The organism is Microvirga sp. HS2 (genome assembly GCF_055792805.1).
On sequence record NZ_JBVVAJ010000028.1, the window covers coordinates 14,976 to 33,228 of the forward strand.

The 18,253-nt window shown below is 64.7% G+C and carries 21 protein-coding genes; 2 read left to right on the top strand and 19 right to left on the bottom strand.

From position 1 onward, the window contains the following. Positions 1-14: 14 nt before the first annotated feature. The 19 genes from ACS5Q0_RS20285 to ACS5Q0_RS20375 all read right to left on the bottom strand — a co-directional run bounded on the left by ACS5Q0_RS20285 (position 15) and on the right by ACS5Q0_RS20375 (position 15,894). Positions 15-566, bottom strand: coding sequence for a c-type cytochrome (locus ACS5Q0_RS20285; RefSeq protein ID WP_473128458.1), 552 nt, complete (start codon positions 564-566; stop codon positions 15-17). Then, positions 547-1,455 (bottom strand): cytochrome c oxidase assembly protein, encoded by a 909-nt coding sequence (locus tag ACS5Q0_RS20290; RefSeq protein WP_473128459.1) that lies wholly within the window; start codon positions 1,453-1,455, stop codon positions 547-549. Before ACS5Q0_RS20290 ends, ACS5Q0_RS20285 begins: the two co-directional genes overlap by 20 nt. Next, positions 1,452-1,802: a hypothetical protein gene (locus tag ACS5Q0_RS20295; RefSeq protein WP_473128460.1), complete on the bottom strand. Its 351-nt coding sequence runs from the start codon at positions 1,800-1,802 to the stop codon at positions 1,452-1,454. The genes ACS5Q0_RS20290 and ACS5Q0_RS20295 overlap by 4 nt, the downstream gene beginning before the upstream one ends. Before the next feature lie 7 nt (positions 1,803-1,809). Next, a complete protein-coding gene (locus ACS5Q0_RS20300; protein WP_473128461.1) occupies positions 1,810-2,409 on the bottom strand; it encodes a cytochrome c oxidase subunit 3 in 600 nt (199 codons plus the stop codon). Beyond that, complete coding sequence (gene ctaD, locus ACS5Q0_RS20305; protein ID WP_473128462.1) at positions 2,406-4,322, bottom strand: cytochrome c oxidase subunit I; 1,917 nt, start codon at positions 4,320-4,322, stop codon at positions 2,406-2,408. Before ctaD ends, ACS5Q0_RS20300 begins: the two co-directional genes overlap by 4 nt. Further along, complete coding sequence (coxB, locus tag ACS5Q0_RS20310) at positions 4,319-5,323, bottom strand: cytochrome c oxidase subunit II (RefSeq protein ID WP_473128463.1); 1,005 nt, start codon at positions 5,321-5,323, stop codon at positions 4,319-4,321. Before coxB ends, ctaD begins: the two co-directional genes overlap by 4 nt. A 7-nt stretch (positions 5,324-5,330) precedes the next feature. Next, positions 5,331-5,891, bottom strand: coding sequence for a c-type cytochrome (locus ACS5Q0_RS20315; protein ID WP_473128464.1), 561 nt, complete (start codon positions 5,889-5,891; stop codon positions 5,331-5,333). Next, on the bottom strand, positions 5,888-6,709 hold the full coding sequence (locus tag ACS5Q0_RS20320) for a substrate-binding domain-containing protein (protein ID WP_473128465.1): 822 nt from the start codon (positions 6,707-6,709) through the stop codon (positions 5,888-5,890). The genes ACS5Q0_RS20315 and ACS5Q0_RS20320 overlap by 4 nt, the downstream gene beginning before the upstream one ends. Continuing rightward, positions 6,690-8,504, bottom strand: a complete 1,815-nt coding sequence (locus tag ACS5Q0_RS20325; protein ID WP_473128466.1) for a methanol/ethanol family PQQ-dependent dehydrogenase — start codon at positions 8,502-8,504, stop codon at positions 6,690-6,692. Before ACS5Q0_RS20325 ends, ACS5Q0_RS20320 begins: the two co-directional genes overlap by 20 nt. A gap of 79 nt (positions 8,505-8,583) precedes the next feature. After that, the gene (locus tag ACS5Q0_RS20330) at positions 8,584-9,387 is read right to left on the bottom strand and encodes an ABC transporter permease (RefSeq protein WP_473128467.1); all 804 of its coding nucleotides are present in this window, start codon (positions 9,385-9,387) and stop codon (positions 8,584-8,586) included. Further along, complete coding sequence (locus ACS5Q0_RS20335) at positions 9,384-10,106, bottom strand: ABC transporter ATP-binding protein (RefSeq protein WP_473128468.1); 723 nt, start codon at positions 10,104-10,106, stop codon at positions 9,384-9,386. The genes ACS5Q0_RS20330 and ACS5Q0_RS20335 overlap by 4 nt, the downstream gene beginning before the upstream one ends. Continuing rightward, the gene (locus tag ACS5Q0_RS20340) at positions 10,103-11,068 is read right to left on the bottom strand and encodes a PQQ-dependent catabolism-associated beta-propeller protein (protein WP_473128469.1); all 966 of its coding nucleotides are present in this window, start codon (positions 11,066-11,068) and stop codon (positions 10,103-10,105) included. Before ACS5Q0_RS20340 ends, ACS5Q0_RS20335 begins: the two co-directional genes overlap by 4 nt. Beyond that, a complete protein-coding gene (locus ACS5Q0_RS20345; RefSeq protein ID WP_473128470.1) occupies positions 11,056-12,228 on the bottom strand; it encodes an ABC transporter substrate-binding protein in 1,173 nt (390 codons plus the stop codon). The genes ACS5Q0_RS20340 and ACS5Q0_RS20345 overlap by 13 nt, the downstream gene beginning before the upstream one ends. Next, positions 12,225-12,881, bottom strand: a complete 657-nt coding sequence (locus ACS5Q0_RS20350; protein WP_473128471.1) for an ABC transporter ATP-binding protein — start codon at positions 12,879-12,881, stop codon at positions 12,225-12,227. The genes ACS5Q0_RS20345 and ACS5Q0_RS20350 overlap by 4 nt, the downstream gene beginning before the upstream one ends. Next, the gene (locus ACS5Q0_RS20355; RefSeq protein WP_473128472.1) at positions 12,869-13,621 is read right to left on the bottom strand and encodes an ABC transporter permease; all 753 of its coding nucleotides are present in this window, start codon (positions 13,619-13,621) and stop codon (positions 12,869-12,871) included. The genes ACS5Q0_RS20350 and ACS5Q0_RS20355 overlap by 13 nt, the downstream gene beginning before the upstream one ends. A 6-nt stretch (positions 13,622-13,627) precedes the next feature. Next, complete coding sequence (locus ACS5Q0_RS20360) at positions 13,628-14,602, bottom strand: ABC transporter substrate-binding protein (protein WP_473128473.1); 975 nt, start codon at positions 14,600-14,602, stop codon at positions 13,628-13,630. A gap of 142 nt (positions 14,603-14,744) precedes the next feature. Further along, complete coding sequence (locus tag ACS5Q0_RS20365) at positions 14,745-15,050, bottom strand: hypothetical protein (protein WP_473128474.1); 306 nt, start codon at positions 15,048-15,050, stop codon at positions 14,745-14,747. A gap of 190 nt (positions 15,051-15,240) precedes the next feature. After that, on the bottom strand, positions 15,241-15,618 hold the full coding sequence (gene copM / locus ACS5Q0_RS20370; protein ID WP_473128475.1) for a CopM family metallochaperone: 378 nt from the start codon (positions 15,616-15,618) through the stop codon (positions 15,241-15,243). 66 nt (positions 15,619-15,684) lie between these two features. Further along, positions 15,685-15,894 (bottom strand): heavy-metal-associated domain-containing protein, encoded by a 210-nt coding sequence (locus ACS5Q0_RS20375; RefSeq protein WP_473128476.1) that lies wholly within the window; start codon positions 15,892-15,894, stop codon positions 15,685-15,687. Between the two features lie 257 nt (positions 15,895-16,151). Here ACS5Q0_RS20375 and ACS5Q0_RS20380 point away from each other — a divergent pair, with 257 nt between their 5' ends. Both ACS5Q0_RS20380 and ACS5Q0_RS20385 read left to right on the top strand, forming a co-directional pair. Continuing rightward, a complete protein-coding gene (locus tag ACS5Q0_RS20380; RefSeq protein ID WP_473128477.1) occupies positions 16,152-17,057 on the top strand; it encodes an MYG1 family protein in 906 nt (301 codons plus the stop codon). Between the two features lie 42 nt (positions 17,058-17,099). Beyond that, complete coding sequence (locus tag ACS5Q0_RS20385; RefSeq protein ID WP_473128478.1) at positions 17,100-18,248, top strand: amidohydrolase; 1,149 nt, start codon at positions 17,100-17,102, stop codon at positions 18,246-18,248. Positions 18,249-18,253 lie beyond the last annotated feature (5 nt).

Consider the following 18,253-nt stretch of genomic DNA (forward strand, 5'->3'; position numbering starts at 1 on the left):
AATGGCCGATGGTGTTACCGCAGCGAGTAGAGATAGGCTGCCACGTCCCTCGCTTCGTCCTCCGAGATGCCGGTCACGGGCATGGCGGTGTTCGGATTCACGTCGCGCGGGTTGACGATCCACCGGATCAGGTTCTCCGGCGAGTTCGGCAGCATCCCCGCAATATAGACGCGCCGCGAGATCGCATTGAGCTGAGGCCCGACGAGCCCATTGGCGCGGGCGATCCCGGGAATGGTGTGACAGCCGGCGCAGCCATAGCGCACGAAGTGAGCCTCGGCGCGAGTGAGGTCTCCCCCTGTCATGCTCTCGGCCAGCCGCTCCCGCTCGCGGGTATTCATATAGGCGTAGCCCACATAGCCTGCCGCAATCGCCACCAACAGAAGAACGAACCCGATCACACCGCTGCGCGGCAGCCGATAGGGCCTTTCGACGAAGGGGGTGAAGGCCGACTCCGGCGCGGAGGTTTTTCTCGTGCCCCGTGGCTGTCCCGTGCGCTTGGCCAGGGAATAGCCGACGGCCAGGGCTCCGAGGGCGGTGAAGGCGGTTCTACCGAGGAAGCGAGGCATGAACTCCTCCCGAGGTGGACATGGCGCTCGACCGGTGGATCCAGATCCCCACCATCACGAGGGCCGCCGCCGCGTAAACGACGCCTGCCGGAACCCACATGATCAAGCCTGCAAGCTGCTGGTCCTCCAGAGGGCTGAGCCCCCATTCCGGAGCGGCGGCGGTCTGGCCCGGATAGATCAGCGTCTTCGTCACGGAAATCAGGATGCCCAAGAAGCCCGAATGAAGCGCCGTGAAGAAAAGATAGAGCGCCGCCGCGCCGTAGCCGTGCGTGCGGGCCTTTCCGCGCAGGAGCGCCCACCAGAACAGGATCGCCGTGGCGAAGAAACTGATGTGCTGCAGCCCGTGGAGGAGAGGGTTCGTCAGCGCCGCATTGAACAGGATCGGCACGTGCCAGACCCAGATGGCGGCGCCATGGATGAGCGTTGCGGCGGCAGGATCGATCAGGATGGACCAGATGCGGGCGATGATCCGGTTGCGCTCGATCTTTCCGGCGATGCGCCGCCCGACCGGGGGCAGGGCCCACAGCATTCCGCCGATCGGCCGGGCCATCACCAGAAGCGGGGCGGAGATCGCCATCAGAATCTCATGTTCGATCATGTGCGCCGTGAAGAGCCGCTCGCCGAGGGCGTGCACGGGAGAGACGAGTGCGACGGCGAGCAGGAGCCATCCGATCAGGAAGCAGCAGAACTGCCACACGCGGACGCCGCGCCCGATCCCGGCCTTGCGCCACAAGCGGGTGACGCCTGCCAGATAAAGAGCGGCCGAAGCGAAGAGAGCCGCTGCCACCCAGGTCTCGAGGGCCCATGGGGAGGGCAGGTGATGGTCGCCGCCGTGAGCAAGGGCGGCCGTCGGGATGAGGAGGAAGAGCCACGAAAACAGGACGCTCATCGCTCGCATCCGTGGAACATGAGGCCTGCCACGCCGTGGAGAACGATGACGGCCGTGAACAGGGCGGCGATCGCCATGCCGGCAAGAGCCGTGAAGCGGTGGGGCCGCCCCGCGCCCGTGCTGTCGGGCTGCGGCGTGACGGGCGACAGCCTGAAGGCGCGCCAGGACAGGAACCCTCCCGCCAGACTGACCAGCGCCGCCGCAAAGGCGACGACGGGAACGAGCCGCACCTGATGGGCGCAGATCCAGGGCACCAGGGCGTAGTTGAGCTGCGTATTGAAGAGCCACGCCAGGGGGCCGAGGAAAATGCCCGCCGAAGGGATGCCCGTGCGAAGAGTGGCCATCATGAGCGCCTCACATCCTCGGAACCCAGTAGAGCAGGGCGTAGATCGGAAGCCATGTGATCACGACGAAGTTCCAGTAGAAGGCATTGTCTTCCACGTCGCTGAAGCGCTTGCCGTGCGCGTGGCGGGTGAACATGAGCACGGTCAGGACGATGGTGTCGCCGAGATCCGTCAGAACGTGCAGCGTGTGCAGGCCCAGCAGCAGCCACACGACCGAGCCGTAGCCGTTCTGGTCCCAGCGCACGTTCAGGCTGAAGAACTCGAAGTAGCGAATGCCGAGCAGCACGACGCCGATCAGACTCATGATGACGAGATAGAGCCGGGCCCTGGGAAGATCCTGATTCTTTCCGCTCTTTCCGGCCATGTGGTTCGGCCAGAGGCTCGCCAGCAGCACCAGGGTGAAGATCCCCGACCAGACGAGCCCCGGCGCGGGGGCGCTCAGCGGCCATTGCGGATTGATGAAGGCGAGATAGAGATAGGCCCCGATCACCATCGCAAAGCCCATGCCTTCGACGGCGCAGAAGGCCAGCGTCCCCCACCATGTCGTCATGCGGGGGCCGAAGGCATAATCGGGCAGGCCGGAGACGTCCTGGACCGGGTGGTGCCTCATCCTTCATCCTCCGGGTTGCCTTTGGGCCAGAACCATCCGGTCAGCGTGAAGGCCACCAGGAGGCCGCCCCACGCCACGGCCCAGGGCGTGAAGATCGAGGACACGAAGGTGATAGTGGTGGCGATCGCGGCCAGGAGCGGCCAGATGGATGGATCGGGAGAGCTTTCGCGCAGGTCGGCCCTGGCTTCCGACACGGTCGTGATGACGAGCTCGCGCTTCCTGACGGCGAGCCCCGTCACCACGGGCAGCGTTTCCCGTTCGGCCCAGAGCGGCTCGCGATTGGTGACGAAGGGAATGCGGTTGAAGTTCTGCGGCGGAGGCGGCGACGCAGTGGCCCATTCGAGGGTGCCCGCGCCCCAGGGATTGTCCCCCGCCAGAGGGCCCCGGCGGGCGCTCGAGACCATGTTGTAGAGGAACAGAACGAAGCTTGCGAACAGAATGAGCGCGCCGATGCTGGAGATCATGTTGTAGGTCTCCCAGCCCATCTCCGGCTGATAGGTGTAGACCCGGCGGGGCATGCCCATGAGCCCGGTGATGTGCATGGGAAAGAAGGCCATGTTGAAGCCGATGAAGGCGAGCCAGAAATGCCATTTCCCGATGCGCTCGCTCATCATGCGCCCGGTGAATTTCGGGAACCAGTAATAGATGGCGCCGAGCAGCGGGAACACATTGCCTCCGATGAGAACGTAATGGAAATGCGCCACCACGAAATAGGTGTCGTGTACCTGCGTATCGAGCGGCACCGAGGCCAGCATGATGCCTGACAGCCCGCCCAGCACGAAGATGAAGAAGAAGCCGACGACGAAGAGAAGCGGGGTGCGGAAGACGGGCCGCCCGTCCCAGAGGGTCGCGATCCAGCAGAAGATCTGAATGCCGTTGGGAATGGCGATCAGCATGCTGGAGGCGGTGAAGAAGCTCGCGCCGAGCTGGGGCAGGCCCGTGGTGAACATGTGATGCACCCAGAGGCCGAAGGAGAGAAAGCCCACGGAGATCATGGAGAGCACGAGGGGGAGATAGCCGAATGCCTGCCGGCGCGAGAACGTGACCACGATGGCCGAGACCCAGCCCGTCGCCGGGATGAAGATGATGTAGACCTCCGGGTGTCCGAAGAACCAGAACAGGTGCTGGTAAAGCAGGGCGTCTCCGCCCTCCGCCGGATTGAAGAAATGGGTCCCGACGAGCCGGTCCATCATCAGCATCGCCGAGGCGGTCACGACGGCCGGGAGGGAGAAGATGATGATGAAGGCGTTGATCAGCTCCGCCCAGACGAAGAGCGGAATCCGGTCGAGGGTCATGCCCGGCGCGCGCTGCTTGAACACCGTCACGACGATCTGCACCGCGACGGCGAGGCCGGAGACCTCCGTGAAGGTGATCATCTGCGCCCAGAAATCGACGCGCTTGCCGGGCGCGTTCTCCGGCCCCGACAGTGGGACGTAGGCGAACCAGCCTGCATCGGGCCCGATATTGAGCATGAAGGCGATCCAGACCATCAGGCCGCCGAAGAGATAGACATAGTAGGAATAGGCGTTGAGGCGCGGGAAGGCGATGTTGCGGGTGCCGACCATGAGCGGCACGAGATAGACGGCGAAGGCCTCGCCGATCGGCACGCCGAAGAGGAACATCATCGTCGTGCCGTGCATGGTGAAGAGCTGGTTGTAGAGATCGGGCCCGATCAGCTGGCTCTCGGGCCGCGCGAGCTGCAGGCGCATGGCGACCGCGGCGAGGCCGCCGAGAAAGAGGAAGAAGATGGCGGTGAAGATGTAGCGGCGGCCGACGATCTTGTGATCGACCGTGGAGAGGGCGCCGATGATCCCCTTGGCGGTGCCCCAGGTCCTGGCGAGCCGCGCCGAGAGCTCGGCGTCGCTGAGGTGGGTGTCGCGCAACTCGTCCTTGCCGGCAGCAAGATCGCTCACTTCAGGCTCTCCAGGTAGGTGGCCAGCGGCTGGATCTCCTCCGGCGCGAGTTGGATGAGCGGCATGTGCACGCCCGGTTTGATCCGCTGTGGATCGATGATCCAGGCGGCGATGTTGCCGCGGGTCGTGGGCAGGGTGCCCGCGCCGATGTACTGGCGGCTGCCCACATGGGTGAGGTCGGGCGCGACCTTGCCGCCGGCGGAGGTGCCGCGGATCTCGTGACACATGATGCAGGGCTTGGTCATGAAGATTTCCATGCCCTTCTGCGTTTCGGGATCGTCGGGTGTCTGCGCCGCGCTGATCTGCCCGTCGCGCCAGCGCTCGAAGTCTTGCCTGCTCTCGGCCACGATGAGCAGCCCCATATGGGCATGCTGCCAGCCGCAGAATTCGGCGCACTGGCCGCGATAGACGCCCGGCCGGTCGGCCTGGACCTCGATCTGGTTCTGGCGGCCCGGGATGGCGTCCATCTTGCCGTTGAGGCTCGGCACCCAGAAGGAATGGATGACGTCGCTCGCTTCGAGCTTGATCAGAACCTTCTCGCCGACGGGAATGTGGATCTCGTTCGCGGTGGTGAAAGTGCGGGCGGGCGAGGCATCCTCGTATTGCACCTTCCACCAGAATTGCTGGCCCGTCACCAGCAGAGTGAGTGGCCCGTCCCTGTGGCCGAACAGCACGCTCTGCGCACCGTAGCTCACGACCGTCAGGGATATGACGATGAGTGCGGTCAGCGCCACGGCGGAGGACACGACGATCGTCATGCGCCGCTCCGTGCCCGGCCTCGTCATGAGCGGATCCTCGCCCGGCGCGCGCCTGCGGCGCAGCGCGAAGAGGAGCATGACCATCGTCACCGTCCAGATCGTGCCAAGGATCGCAAGGAAGATCCAGAAGAGCCGCGCGAGGCTGTCGGCGTGAGGGCCATGCGCATCCAGGGCAGATTGCCAGCCGGAGCATCCTGAGAGGGCCAGGGCGATCGGAGTAATGAGGAGCGGACGCATGCGCATCGATGCCTCACTGAGGCATTTGCGCGGATGGTGGAACGCTTCCGCCCTGATTCATCTCCGCCGGAGGGCGGCGCGACTCGGCCGGGCCCGGACTCATGTCGTCCTTCCGTGAGGGAGACGCGGCCTTCGGCGTGTAGCGGCCCATGGAGCGCACATAGGCGGCAATCTCCCAGATCTGATCGTCGGGGATCTTGCCGCGGAAGGACGGCATTCCGTTCGGGCGGCCTTCGCGGATCGTGTGCACGATATTCTCGATCGAGCCGCCATAGATCCACCGGTCATCCATTAGCGCCGGGCCGGAGTTGCCCCCGCCATTGGCGTGACAGCCGTTGCAGTTGAACCAGGTGTAGAGCTTCTGGCCCTCGCTGATGTGGTAGGCGCTCTCTTCATATTCCTTTCCCTTGTCCGAGGTCTGCTGCGTCGGCGCCGACGACCCGGGGGAGAGGGACGACAGGGCAATCTTCTCGTCCGTTTCCTCGGATACCTGCGGCGGGCGGAACTCCCGTTTCTCGCGTTCGCAGGCCGTGAGCAGAAGTGCTGCGAGCGGGATCAACCAGAGAGACCTCATGGCCGGACCTCCGCATTCTTCGCGGGCTTGTCGAGACGCGGGACGCCGTATTCCTCGAGAATAGCGTCGATCTGCGGCTTGAGGCGGGTCAGCGTGCCTTCGATCTCGTAGCGCAGCGCGTCGTCTTCCTTCCGGACGGCCATGGAGATGTCCCACGCCATCGGCAGCTGCGGGCCATCGAAGAGGGGCCTGACCGGCGTGACCTTCAGCGGAGTGGATTCCCGCGTTGCGAAGTAGCCTCCGAGGGGACCCCAGGCAATGGCCACATCGATCTTTTTGTCGGCCACTGCCTCGATGATCCGGGCAGGCGGGTTCGGCTCGCTGTAGTCGCCATAGAGGCTGAAGCCGCGCACGTTCTCGATGATCCCGCGCTTGGCGAGCGCATGGGCGGGCGGCGTGTTCCAGCCGTCGTCGCCGACGAGCTGCACTCCGACTTTCATGTCGCGAAGACGCGCATCGTTGAAGGATTGCGGCGGGGCCTCGTCCACGCGCGTCACGAAAACATAGGAGGAGCGGTAATATGGAAATGTGGTGCGCACACCCTCCATGTTGCTCGGGAGACCCGGCACGAGGTCACAGGCTTCCGCTTTCAGGCCCTCGCGCAGAAAACCCCTGCGCTGGGCGCGCCAGGTATAGGTCACGGTGGCATTCATATCGTGAGCGATCAGATCGACGATCCTGTTTTCGAAGCCTTCGCCCTTGTCGTTGGAGAAGGGCAGGTTGTTGGGATCGGCGCAGACCTTCAGCTCCCGGGCTTCGGCAGAGCCGGCCGTGAGAAGAGCCGCGACGAGAACGGGTTTAAGGAAGCTTGAAGACATACAGCGTCCCTCCCTTCGTCGTGGCGTTCTTCAGATCACGCATCGCATTGACGAATCCAGCCGCGCCCGTGCCATCGCGCGGGTCGAGATCGTTCGAGACGATGGAGCCCGCCCAGCCGCCGACGCCGGAGAGTATGGCGACATATTGCTTGCCGTCGGGACCGCGATAGGTGGTGGGCTGCCCGATAATCCCGGAGCCCGTCTTGAACTGCCACAGCACTTCGCCGCTGCGGGCGTGGACGGCTTTGAACCAGCCATCCATGGTGCCGTAGAAGACCACGTCTCCTGCCGTGGCCATGGCGCCGCTCCACAGCGGGAATCGCTCATTGATCGTCCAGAGTTCCTTGCCCTCCCGGATGTCCCAGGCGGAAAACTCGCCCATATGCCCGCCCGGCCCTGGGAACATCCGCACCTCGGCTCCGACATAAGGCGTGCCGGCGATGTAGTTGGGCTCCACGCTCTCCCAGTCCATGCACATATTCATGTGCGGGATGTAGAGAATGCCGGTCTTGTGCGAGAAGGCGCTGGGATTCCAGTCCTTTGAACCGGGCGCGGTCGGGCAGATGTCGCGGATGACGCGGTTGTTCACCGGATCCTTCTCGGAATTGTATTGAATCCGTCCCGTTTTGAGGTCGACCCCGGTCACCGCCGTCAGCGCGTGGAAGGGCTTGGCGGAGAGAACCTCGCCCGTGGTCCGGTCGATCACGTAGACGAAGCCCGTGCGGCCCGGGTGCACCAACACCTTGCGTGGTTTTCCCTCCCACTCGATGTCGAGCAGGATCATCTCGTTGATGTTGTCCCAGTCGTGAAGATCGTGGGGCGCGGTCTGGTAGAACCAGCGCGCTTCACCCGTATCCGGGTCGCGCGCGAAAATGCCCGCCGTCCATTTGTTGTCGCCGGGGCGTTGATTGGAGTTCCAGGGGCCGGGATTGCCGGTGCCGTAGAAGATGAGGTTCAGGTCCGGATCGTAGGAGATCCAGCCCCAGACCGTGCCGCCGCCCTGTTCCCAGGCGTTCGGCGGCCAGGTGCTAACGCCGAGATCCTGACCCTTGTCGCTGTCGTAGAACGGCTTGAAGTTGGGGCCGATCTTCACATCCTGGTCGGGGCCGGTGTGATAGGCCTTCCAGACGCTTTGCCCGCTATTGGCGTCGAGCGCCTGAATCCATCCGCGCACGCCGTATTCGCCGCCCGAAATGCCGACGATGACCTTGTCCTTCACGACGAGGGGAGCCATCGTCATGGTCTCGCCCTTGTTGATGTCGCCGAGCTTCGTCTTCCACATTTCCTCGCCCGTGTCGGCGTTCACGGCCACCACATGGGCATCGAGGGTCGTGAAGTAGATCTTGCCGTTCGAGAAGGTCGGGCCGCGGTTGACGACGTCGCAGCAGGCGACGCCCTGCGCGGAGGAATCCGGCTTCGGGTTGTATTGCCACTTCAGCGGCGCGCCCGGCTGCGCCAAGTCGAGCGCATAGAGAATGTTCGGATAGGGCGTGAGCACGTACATCGTGGTGCCGACCACGAGCGGCGAGGATTCCTGGCCCTTGTTGACGCCTGTCGAGAACGTGAAGGCCACCTGCAGGTTCTTCACGTTCTCCGCGTTGATCTGGTCGAGCTCGCTGTAGCGGGTGCTGGCGTAGTTCTTTGCCGGCATGGTCCACTGGCCGTCATCCTTCGGGGCGGCGGCTGGGGGAGCTGTCGGAACGGGCTGCTGCTGGGCGAGGGCGGGGAGGCACAAGGTCAGAAAGACCAACCCCTGAACGGCACCACGGTGGAGAGCGGCCAAGCCTCGGTGCATTCCCACGACCTCACACCCTACACTTTGAATCGCCCAGCTTAACGATTCCCGGATGGGTAAGTTCCTGAAGAAGGTCCGTTCAGGCAGCCGCCCGGCGTGCCCAAAGGCCGCGCCCGGGGTCGTAGCCCCAGGCGGCCGCAGCCAGGAACACCACGAATGCGCCGAGGCAGACGGCAAGGGATGTCGGCTCGAGGCGCAGGTAGAGGGCGAAGCGGATCAGCTCGACCGCATGGGTGAAAGGGTTGATCTGTGCAATCAAGGCCAGGGGAGGGCTCACCTCTTCGAGGCGCCAGAGCGGGTAAAGCGCGGTCGAGGCGAAAAACATCGGAAAGATCACGAAGTTCATCACGCCTGCGAAGTTCTCCAGCTGCTTCACGAAGGCCGAGAGGAGAAGCCCGAAGGCGCCGAGCATCATTCCTGCGACGAGCAGGGCAGGAAGAACTGCGGCGTAGCCGAGAAGCGGCGGGCGAACGTCCCAGAGACGGGCGAGGGCGAGAAAAACGTAGACGATCGGAACGACGGAGATCGTGTTGGCGATCAGCCGCGCGGCGAGAAGCCACCAGCGGGGCAGGGGCGCGGTCAGGAGAACGCGCATGGAGCCCATTTCCCGGTCGTAGACCATGGAGAGCGAGGTTTGTAGGCCGTGAAAGAGCAGCATCATGGCCGCCAGGCCGGGCACCACATAGACCTCGTAGAGAATGTAGGTCTCGTAGGGCGGAATGATCGAGAGGCCGAGAACGGAGCGGAAGCCCGCCGCGAAAATGCCGAGCCACACCAGCGGACGCACGATGGAGGCCGCGAGCCGTCCGTGCTGCCCGAGGATCTTGAGGCTCTCCCGGCGGACGATGCCGTTGAGGGCGCGGATGGCATGGAGCGCCCTCATGCGGCCTGACCCGTCAATCTGAGGAATGCATCGGGCAGGCTCGAAGCAGTGGGGGACAGATCGCGTGCTTCTCCCTGCCAGCACACGCAGCCCTGGTGAAGGACGATGAGGCGATCCCCGGGCTCGACCTCGTCGAGCATATGGGTCGCCCAAAGGACGCTCAGGCCCTGGTCGCGGCAGAGCGACCGGACATGCCGGAGCAGCGCCTGCCGGGTTGGAACATCGAGACCGACCGTCGCCTCGTCGACGATGAGCAGGCGCGGGCGATGGACGAGGGCGCGGGCGATCTCGACCCGCCGCCTCAGGCCGCCCGATAGGTTGCGCACCGTGTCGTCCATGCGGTCGGCAATGCCGAGACGCTCCAGTTCCTCGGTCGAGCGGTCCCAGGCCTCCCGTCGCGACAGTCCGTGCAGGGAACCGAAATAGAGGAGGTTCTCGGCAACGCTCAGATCGAGATCGAGGGTCGGCGCCTGAAACACCACTCCGAGATGGGCAAGGGCCTTCAAGGGCTCGGTCCGCAGGCGATGCCCGAGAATGCGGATCTCGCCGTGTTTGGCCGCATAAAGCCCCGTGACCAGGGAGATCAGCGTCGTCTTTCCCGCGCCGTTGGGTCCGAGAAGCACGGCGAATGTGCCGGGCTCCACAGAAAAGCTGACCTCGCTGAGCGCGCGGCGCTTGCCGAAATGATGGCTCAGGTTGTCGAGAACGAGAGCCGTCACGGCGCCACCACCACGCCCCAGGGAGAGCGTCCGACACCGATGCTCTTGATCACGCTCTGGTCGTCGAGGTCGATCACGGACACGTCGTTCGAGTTGCCGTTGGCGGTGTAGAGGCGCTTGCCTGTGAGCGAGAGGGCGATGTGCCAGACCCGCTGGCCCACGAGATAGGTGCGCAACACCTTGAATGTCTTGGCGTCCACCTCCGCGACGCGGTTCGACGGCCCGAGGGCCACATAGGCGCGGGAGCCGTCGGGGGTGAGCTCAAGGCCAACCGCCTGAACCAGCTCGCGTGAAACGCCGGGCACCTCGAAGCCGATCTTGGCCACGGGCTCCCGCGTCTGCGTGTCGAAGACGGAGACGGTTCCGCGCAGCTCGGAGGACACCCAGATCTGCTTGCTGTCCGGAGAGAACAGCACCATGCGCGGACGCGTGTCGACCAAGATGTTGTCGATGATCTCCAGGGATTCCGTGTCGATCACATGGACCATGCTCGTCGTTTCGGACGTCACGGCGGCCCATTGTCCGTCAGGGCTCACGCCGACGCCCTCCGGTTCCACGCCGACCTCGATCTCCTGAACGATGGCGAGCTTGGGCAGGTCGACGACGGAAGCCTGGTTGTTGTCCTCGTTCGCCACGAACAGGCGCTGTCCGTCTGGATGGACGGCGAAGAACTCGGGATCGGGCCCCGAGGGAATCGCGCTTTCCACGCGCCTCGTCTTCAGATCCACCACATCGATCCGGTCATCGTCCCCGACCGCTACGTAGAGCTTCGTCTTGTCCCGGCTCAGGGCGATCCCGCGCGGTCGCCGTCCGACCTCAATTGTCGCGGTCATTGTCAGGCTCTCGCCGTCGATGACGGAGATCGTGTTGTCCTGCTCGTTGGAGACATAGATGGTCTCCGCGACGGCTGGACTCGCGAGAGAAATGAGACAGCAGAGGAGGCTGTGCTTCAGAACTTGCATCGGCTTTCCTCTTTGTCGGTTCCCAGGCTGTCGAGCTCCGACCGCTTGTGCAGGAAGCCGGCCTGTGGCGAGGCCGAGACCAGAAGCCGCTGGTTCACGATGAGGATGGGCTGGCGCATCTGTCCGTCCCATTCGCGGAATCCCTGGCCTTGCCCCTTGAATCCCGAGAGCAGGAAATCCTGGCTTCGCATGTAGGCGGCGACGGTGTCCGGATCGGTGCTCCTGGTGCGGAAGGCCGCCTCGCCGATTGCGCGCGCAGCCGCCCAGGCGGCGTAATCGATGGCGGTCATCCGCCGGTTCGATTGCTTCTCGAACCGGTTCTGCAACTGCGCGGCGCCCCATTGCTCGGTGACCGGGCTCCATCCCGTCGCAACGAGGCCTTGCGTCCCTGCGACGGGTCGCGGGCGGGCGGTGCGTCCCTCCAGATAATCGCCGAACTCGTGGGATTCGTCCGCCACCACGAGCACGTCGTAGTCGGGACCCTGCGTGAAGGCTGGAATTTCGGTCTGCAACTGCACGTGGCCGGTATCGGTGCGGCCGTTGCCGGGCTGGAAGGTCCATTCCTTCTCGGCCACGATCTCCATGCCGAATTTTTTCGCAGCGCGTCTGAAGGCGTCGGCGAGTTCCCTGTCGGCCGGTTGGCGGCCCGTCACCAGAAACCAGCGTTTCCACCGCTTTAGCGCCAGATATTGCGCGAGCCCGTCCGCGATCATGGCGCGGCTCGGCAGGGTGTGAAGCACATTCCGGCTGCAGGCATCGTTGCGAAGGCTGTCGTCGGGAGCGCCCGCGTTGAGGATCAGGATGTTCTTCGCCGCGGCGGCGCGCGCGAGCGCCCCGAGGGTTGCCCCATCCGTCGCGGCGATGACGAACTGGATGTCTTCGCTCGCAAGCGCCTGGATCGCGTCCGCCGGATCGTCGTCCCCGGCAAGCCGCTTTTCCACGAGGGTAAAATGCTGTCCGGTGAAGCGGCCGGTGGTCTGATTGTCGGCAATGCCGAGACGGGCTCCGGCCGCGCCCTCGTCCGTGACGACGTCGTCGAGACGCGACACGGGCTGCGAGGGCGGCTTCGCCTTCGTCACGACCGCGATGCTCATCCCCTTGTCCTGCGCCTGAGCGGGTACGGCCAGAACGAGACCGATCAGGAGAAGCAGGATCCTCATTCGGCGGCCCTCGCCTGCGTGAAGGGTTGATCCCGCACGATCCTCGCGGGCGAACCCTCGATCGTGACGATGCGGTGGCTCAGGGCGGCGGCCTCCTGCCAGGAATGGGTGACGAGAAGGACCGTGGCTCCGAGGCGTGCAATGTTCTCGCGCAACAGGTCCTGAATCAGCCGCGCCGTATCCGCATCGAGCGCGGAGACGGGTTCGTCGAGCAGCAGCAGCCTGGGCTCGACGGCCAGGGCCCGCGCCAGTGCGACGCGTCGGGCCATGCCGACCGAGAGGCGCGACGGATAGACATTCGCGGCCTCTTCGAGCCCGACGCGCGCAAGCCAGAGCGTGGCTTCGTGAGGGCGGTCGGGCAGGACGAGCTCCAGATTCTGCCTTGCCGTTCGCCAGGGCAGGAGACGGGGATTCTGGAAGAGATAGCCGATCGGGCGGGGCGCATCCGTGACCGCTCCCGCGAAGTCCCGGTCAAGCCCGGCAACGATCTGGAGAAGACTCGACTTGCCGATCCCGGAAGGGCCGGTGAGGGCGCAGACTTCGCCTGCCGCCACGGACAGGTGGAAATTGTCGAAGATGCGCCGCTCCGGAGCACCGGCACGCGCCGGAAAGGTCTTTTCCACGATGTCGATTTCGAGGTTCATCGCCGCCATTGCCCCACCAGCCGCTCCAGCGGCATGAAGATGGCGGCCTCGATGGCGAGCACGCAGAGGACGAAGGCGGCCGCATAGGCGATCACGCGCGGCACGTCGAACAATTGGAAATAGGTTTGAAGCTGGAAACCGATTCCGCTGGAGCGCCCGAGCAGCTCGACGACGAGCACGATCTTCCAGACCAGCGACAGGCCGTTGCGCGCGGCCGAGAGAAGGTATGGCCCGAGCTGCGGCAGGGTGACGTGGCGCAGCGTTTTCCAGGAGCCGAACCCGTAGACCTCGGCCATCTCGGCGTAATCTTTTTCGAGCGCGCGCGCTCCCTCGCGCAAGGTCACGGCGACGCTCGGGATCTTGTTCAGGGCGACGGCGACGAGGAGGGCCGCCTCGGTAAGCCCCATCCACACGTAAGTGAGAATGATGACGACGAGGGCCGGGACATTGAGCAGAACCACGAGCCACGGCTGAAGCCAGCGGTCGAGGACCTGCGAGCGGCCGAGCAGCAGCCCCACCGCGACGCCGACGAGCATCGCGACCGCGAAGCTGAATGCGACCCGGAGCAGGGAGATGCCGAGGTGAAGCAGCAGCGGACCATGGGCCGCCTCGTTCCACAGGCTTCCGGCAACCGTCAGAGGATCGGGAAACAGGCGGCTCTGCGCCAGCAGCGCGGCGGCCTGCCAGAGCGCCAGAAGCAGCAGAATGGAGGGCAGGAACTGCCAATGACGATAGCCGGCGGCTGTCATCGCGCCTCAATCCAGATTCATGGGCCAGAAGGTGCCACGATCGAGTGTCCGTGCTGTCCCGACGAGGCGTACACCTCCCAGCTCGACCAGGACATTGTAGAGCAGCGCGGCGCCACGTCTCTCGTCGTCGCCCCATTTTTCGAGAATGCCGGCCCGATAGCCCTCCTTCAGCAGGGACCGCACCCTCGGATCATCGGTGCCGAGGACGGGCGCGAGGCGTTGCCATTCCTCATCTGAGGTCGCGAGAAGGCGCCTGGCGTCCCGCGACGCTTTCAGAAAACCTTGCAGCGCGTCCGGATGCGTCTTTGCCCAGTCTTCGCGGAAGGCATAGCCGAGCATGGGGATGTCGCTGGTCCCGCCGAGCTGCTGCATCATGTCGGTGACAGTCAGCAGGGTGCGGGCGCCCTGCGCCTCGAGGCGTGCGGCGTAGTGCCAGTAGGTCAGAACCGCGTCGATCCGGCCCTGGGCGAGTTCCTCGCTCAGGAGAGGCGGCGCGCCGTATACGGGGTCCGCGAGTTCCGACAGGTCGGCGTTCAGTGTCTTGCGGGAGAAGGCTCTCAGCAGGAGAAAGCTCTTGTCGAGCGGTCCGCCGACGATGCCGATCCGCTTGCCCTTCAGATCCGCCAGGGATGTTATGCGCGATCCGGGCGCAAGCATGAGCGCTCCGACGGCCCTCGAATACGGAGCGAAACTGAAGGATGCGCCCTCTGCCCGCTGGCGGTTCACCCAGGGCCAGTCGGTGACGATCAGGTCGACGGCCTGGGCCTGCAGGGCGACCTTGGCGGATTCGTTGGTGGCGAACTCGGTGACGGACAGGGCGATGCCGTTCGTCTCATCCAGCTTATGCTGCCGGATCGTGTCGGCCTCCCAGGCGACGGTGCCGAATTTCACGAGACCGAGGCGCACTGGCGCAAGTTGCGCCGCCACGGCGGGCAGGGAGAGACAAACGAGGAGAAGGAGAGAGACGAACCGAAGAACCATGTGCCTTCTCGAATGCGAGAGAAAGACCCATGGTCAAAACCGTCAAGCTGAAGGGTTGTTCCGGCTCCCTCTGCCCGGGGAGGTGCCGGGCCCGGGCGATCCGGGCGCGGCTTTCTTGAAAAATGCCTTTGGCGTTGAGGGCTTAGGCCTCGTCATCCGCCTCGTCGGGATCGGTCACATCCACCAGGAACATGATGTAGGGGCCGTCCTCCTCCTCATCATCGTCGTCTTCCTCGTCATCGAAATCCGCATCCTCGAATTCCGCTTTTTCTTCGTCCGTCGCAGGCCGGATGTTGAGCGTGGCGAAGCCGTCCCAGATCGGAGCGCCTTCGCTCTCCAGGTATTTAAGGTCTTCCTTGAAATCCTCGCTCATGAGGAGTTCGCGGGCTTCCTCCTCATCGGCATTGGTAATGGCAATCGGCTTGTCGCTGATTGTAAGCGTGACCATGGTTTTTCCTTTCCTGTCGCCCGCAAGGGATACCCGTTAACGCACGAGCCCTCTCGTTCGAAGCAGAGAAGTCCCCACAAGTGCGCAGCGACGCATCTGTACACGCTCACCGGCCGGATTGACACTGCCAAGGTGCGAGCGGCCGCTCTCCCGAAACGGCAATACCCACAAGGAACTGGGGCCCCAGGCCTTACTTGATCCCTTTCTTTTTCAGCCAGGCCTGCATCTCCGCGATCTCGCGCTCCTGCTCGCGGATGACGTCCGTCGCCCATTTGCGGATCTGCTCGTCCTTGGCGTTGCGAAGGGCCACCTTGGCCATGTCGATGGCACCTTGATGGTGAGGAATCATGCCGAGCACGAAGTCCACGTCCGAATCGCCGGTATAGGGGATATCCATGGCGCGGTGCATTTTCGCATTGGCCTCACGGTATTCCTTCGTGGAAGGGCTGTCCGTGGATTGCTGCGTCTGCATGGGCATGGAATGGCCGCTGTGACCGGTTCCCTGCGCCGTCGCAAGGGTGGGCAGAGCAAGGATGGCGGTTGCGAGAAGCAGAGGGCGTAGGATCATATTCATTATCCTTGTATGTGCTGGGAAAAACGACCGTCTGGGCCGCCTCGGACGCTGCATCCGGTGTCAGAGAGCTTCGGAAACAGGCTTGGCCGGGTAGCCGGCCTTGTCCAAGGCCGCGAGCAGCGCCGCTTCGGAACTGTCCGACGTCACCGCGATCGTGCGGTTTTCCAGGTCGCCTTCGACATGCGCCTGTGGATCGAGCTTCTGGACTGCTCTTGTGACGGCTCCGAGGCAGCCGCCGCAGGTCATTCCTGGAACATGGAAACGGAACATGACTGAATCCTTCATCAATGGGATTCTGAGACTTTTGGACCTTCCGACCATGGTAAGGTCAAGCGTCGGGAAGCCGAGAAAGGCGCTCCCTCACACAAAAGAACGCCTTCGCCATAACCACGAAAAAGACTATTGAGGTCCAGCGGTGCTATCGCATGCCCGCGTGATAAGGTTATATGTCCCGCCCGCAGCTTGGCTGTTCCGGGAGATGCAAGGTTGGAGTCGCAGAGTTCTTGATGTGCCGACGGGAAGAAAGAATGAAGGTCGTAACCCACAGCGGGACGTTTCACGCGGATGACGTGTTCGCCTCTGCGGTCCTGCGTGCAGCCCTCGGGGACTTCGATTTCGCCCGCACCCGCGACGCGGCTCTGATCGCTGCGGCCGACCTCGTCTTCGACGTCGGCGGGGTCTACGATCCCGACCGCAGGCGGTACGACCATCACATGCGCGACCTGCCGCGGCGGGAGGATGGCACCCCCTACAGCTCGGTCGGGCTGATCTGGCGCGACTATGGCCGGGCAGCCCTGTCCCGCTTCGTGCCGGGCATCGAGGAGGAGGAACTCGATTCCGTCTGGCAGGATGTGGATGCGGGCCTCATTCTTCCCATCGATCGGGCGGATAACGGCGTCGCAACCGCGTGTCCCAGCCATCTCGGTCTTCTGGTCGAAGCCTTCAACCCGACCTGGGACAGTACGCAGACCTATGACGAGGCTTTTGCGGAGGCGGTCGGCCTTGCGCACGGAATCCTGCAGCGGGCCAGCCGTCAGGCCCATGCGGAAGCCCGGGCGACGGCCTTCGTGCTCAAGGCTGCCCGAGAGGCGAAGGATCCGCGCGTTATCGTGCTCGACCGAAAGCTCCCCTGGGAGAAGGCGGTGTTCGAGAGCGACCTGACCGATCTGCTGTTCGTGGTCTACCCGAACGAGGACGCGACCTCCTGGTACTGCCGCACGATCCCGCCGGAACCGAATTCCTTTGGCCAGAGGCTGGCCCTGCCGGAGGCTTGGCGCGGCTTGCAGGAAGATGCGTTCTCCACGGCCGCCGGGATTCCGGACGGCGTCTTCTGTCATCCGAGCGGCTTCATCTGCGGAGCGCGTTCGCGGGAATCCGCCCTCCGACTGGCGGAGCAGGCGATTGCGGCAGGGCAGCGAGACGGTACCATCTGATTGGCAGCATCAAGCCGTTGCGCAATGGGGCGGAGACTTTCCATGTTTTTGACCAACCAGGATGTCGTCGCGTTGGCCGAGTGGCGGCGTGGGCTGCACCGCAATCCCGAAATATCGGGCGAGGAGGCCGAGACCGCCCGCACCGTTCAGGCCTTTCTCGCCTCGGCCGGCGCAGACCGGATCGTCACCGGGATCGGCGGGCATGGGATTGCGGGCATTTTCGAAGGGCGCGAGCCCGGCCCGACGGTCATGGTCCGCGCCGAGCTCGACGCTCTGCCCATCGAGGAAATCTCCGAGGCGCTCCATCGGTCGCGCGTTCCCGGCAAGGCGCATCTCTGCGGCCATGACGGGCACATGGCGATTCTGGCGGCTCTCGCCCTGGGCCTGAGCCGTCAGCGCCCGCAACGGGGCCGGGCGATTCTGCTCTTCCAGCCGGCCGAGGAGACCGGGGCAGGCGCGGCGGCCGTGGCGGCCGACCCGAGATTCCGCGAGGTCGCTCCGGATTTCGTGTTCGCCCTCCACAACCTGCCCGGCATGAAATTCGGCAAGGTCGCTCTGATCGAGGGGCCCGTAAGCTGCGCCTCGCGCGGCATGCGCATCGTGTTCACGGGCAAGACCGCTCACGCCTCGATGCCCGAAACCGGGCGTTCGCCGGTCAATGCCGTGGCCGGTCTCATGCCGGCGCTCACCGCCCTCGGGAGCGGCGGCCCCATGGACGAGAGCTTCGCGATGGTGACGGTCACCCATGCCCGGATCGGCGAGCCCGCCTTCGGGATCGCGCCCGCCCACGGGGAGGTCTGGGCGACCCTGCGCACGCTCACGGATGCGGGCATGGACGCTCTCGTCGCCAAGGCCGAGAGACTGGCCCACGACGCAGCCCGCGCGAGCGGCCTGTCCGTGGCGGTGTCCTACAGCGACGTGTTCCGCCATTGCGAGAACGCACCCGAGGCAGTGGCGCATCTGCGCCGCGCCCTCGATGCCGAGGGCGTGCCGCACGACCGGGGCGATCTGCCCATGCGCCCTTCGGAGGATTTCGGGCATCTGGGCGCGAATGCGCCCGCCGCGATGTTCTTCCTCGGCGCGGGCGAGAAACACGCGGCGCTTCACAATCCCGACTACGATTTCCCGGACGATCTCATTCCCATCGGGGCGAGGGTCTTCATGCGCACGCTGCGGGATCTGCTGGGGTAGCGCTG

What these genes read in the sequence shown, in the direction of transcription:
- ACS5Q0_RS20285 (WP_473128458.1), bottom strand. Translation starts at nt 566, where the DNA reads ATGCCTCGCTTCCTCGGTAGAACCGCCTTCACCGCCCTCGGAGCCCTG.
- ACS5Q0_RS20290 (WP_473128459.1), bottom strand. Translation starts at nt 1,455, where the DNA reads ATGAGCGTCCTGTTTTCGTGGCTCTTCCTCCTCATCCCGACGGCCGCC.
- ACS5Q0_RS20295 (WP_473128460.1), bottom strand. Translation starts at nt 1,802, where the DNA reads ATGATGGCCACTCTTCGCACGGGCATCCCTTCGGCGGGCATTTTCCTC.
- ACS5Q0_RS20300 (WP_473128461.1), bottom strand. Translation starts at nt 2,409, where the DNA reads ATGAGGCACCACCCGGTCCAGGACGTCTCCGGCCTGCCCGATTATGCC.
- coxB (WP_473128463.1), bottom strand. Translation starts at nt 5,323, where the DNA reads ATGCGCATGCGTCCGCTCCTCATTACTCCGATCGCCCTGGCCCTCTCA.
- ACS5Q0_RS20315 (WP_473128464.1), bottom strand. Translation starts at nt 5,891, where the DNA reads ATGAGGTCTCTCTGGTTGATCCCGCTCGCAGCACTTCTGCTCACGGCC.
- ACS5Q0_RS20320 (WP_473128465.1), bottom strand. Translation starts at nt 6,709, where the DNA reads ATGTCTTCAAGCTTCCTTAAACCCGTTCTCGTCGCGGCTCTTCTCACG.
- ACS5Q0_RS20325 (WP_473128466.1), bottom strand. Translation starts at nt 8,504, where the DNA reads ATGCACCGAGGCTTGGCCGCTCTCCACCGTGGTGCCGTTCAGGGGTTG.
- ACS5Q0_RS20330 (WP_473128467.1), bottom strand. Translation starts at nt 9,387, where the DNA reads ATGAGGGCGCTCCATGCCATCCGCGCCCTCAACGGCATCGTCCGCCGG.
- ACS5Q0_RS20340 (WP_473128469.1), bottom strand. Translation starts at nt 11,068, where the DNA reads ATGCAAGTTCTGAAGCACAGCCTCCTCTGCTGTCTCATTTCTCTCGCG.
- ACS5Q0_RS20345 (WP_473128470.1), bottom strand. Translation starts at nt 12,228, where the DNA reads ATGAGGATCCTGCTTCTCCTGATCGGTCTCGTTCTGGCCGTACCCGCT.
- ACS5Q0_RS20350 (WP_473128471.1), bottom strand. Translation starts at nt 12,881, where the DNA reads ATGGCGGCGATGAACCTCGAAATCGACATCGTGGAAAAGACCTTTCCG.
- ACS5Q0_RS20355 (WP_473128472.1), bottom strand. Translation starts at nt 13,621, where the DNA reads ATGACAGCCGCCGGCTATCGTCATTGGCAGTTCCTGCCCTCCATTCTG.
- ACS5Q0_RS20360 (WP_473128473.1), bottom strand. Translation starts at nt 14,602, where the DNA reads ATGGTTCTTCGGTTCGTCTCTCTCCTTCTCCTCGTTTGTCTCTCCCTG.
- ACS5Q0_RS20365 (WP_473128474.1), bottom strand. Translation starts at nt 15,050, where the DNA reads ATGGTCACGCTTACAATCAGCGACAAGCCGATTGCCATTACCAATGCC.
- copM (WP_473128475.1), bottom strand. Translation starts at nt 15,618, where the DNA reads ATGATCCTACGCCCTCTGCTTCTCGCAACCGCCATCCTTGCTCTGCCC.
- ACS5Q0_RS20375 (WP_473128476.1), bottom strand. Translation starts at nt 15,894, where the DNA reads ATGTTCCGTTTCCATGTTCCAGGAATGACCTGCGGCGGCTGCCTCGGA.
- ACS5Q0_RS20380 (WP_473128477.1), top strand. Translation starts at nt 16,152, where the DNA reads ATGAAGGTCGTAACCCACAGCGGGACGTTTCACGCGGATGACGTGTTC.
- ACS5Q0_RS20385 (WP_473128478.1), top strand. Translation starts at nt 17,100, where the DNA reads ATGTTTTTGACCAACCAGGATGTCGTCGCGTTGGCCGAGTGGCGGCGT.